Here is a 235-nt window from a genome sequence, read left to right on the forward strand (position 1 = left end):
GCAGTCGCCCATGATCGGGGCATCGTGGATCACGCGCTCGTCGTCCGTCCGCATCAGCATCAGCACGTCGCAATGCGGTTCCGCTCGCGGCTGTCGGCCCAGCGCAAAGGCGCTGTCCGGGGCAAGATCGGACGGGCAACGCCAGTGACGCCGGGCGGTCGACAGGCTGGGGCGGTCACGAAGATAGAGATGGAAGGCGGGGTGCGCGGCGACCGCCTCCGCGAATGTCTCCATG

General features: G+C 68.5%; 1 protein-coding gene. It reads right to left on the bottom strand.

The features are described from left to right. The coding region (locus AC0IW9_RS32030) for a hypothetical protein (protein WP_471652309.1) at positions 1 to 235 on the bottom strand (235 nt) is incomplete at both ends.

The sequence above is a fragment of the Belnapia sp. AC561 genome (genome assembly GCF_979252845.1).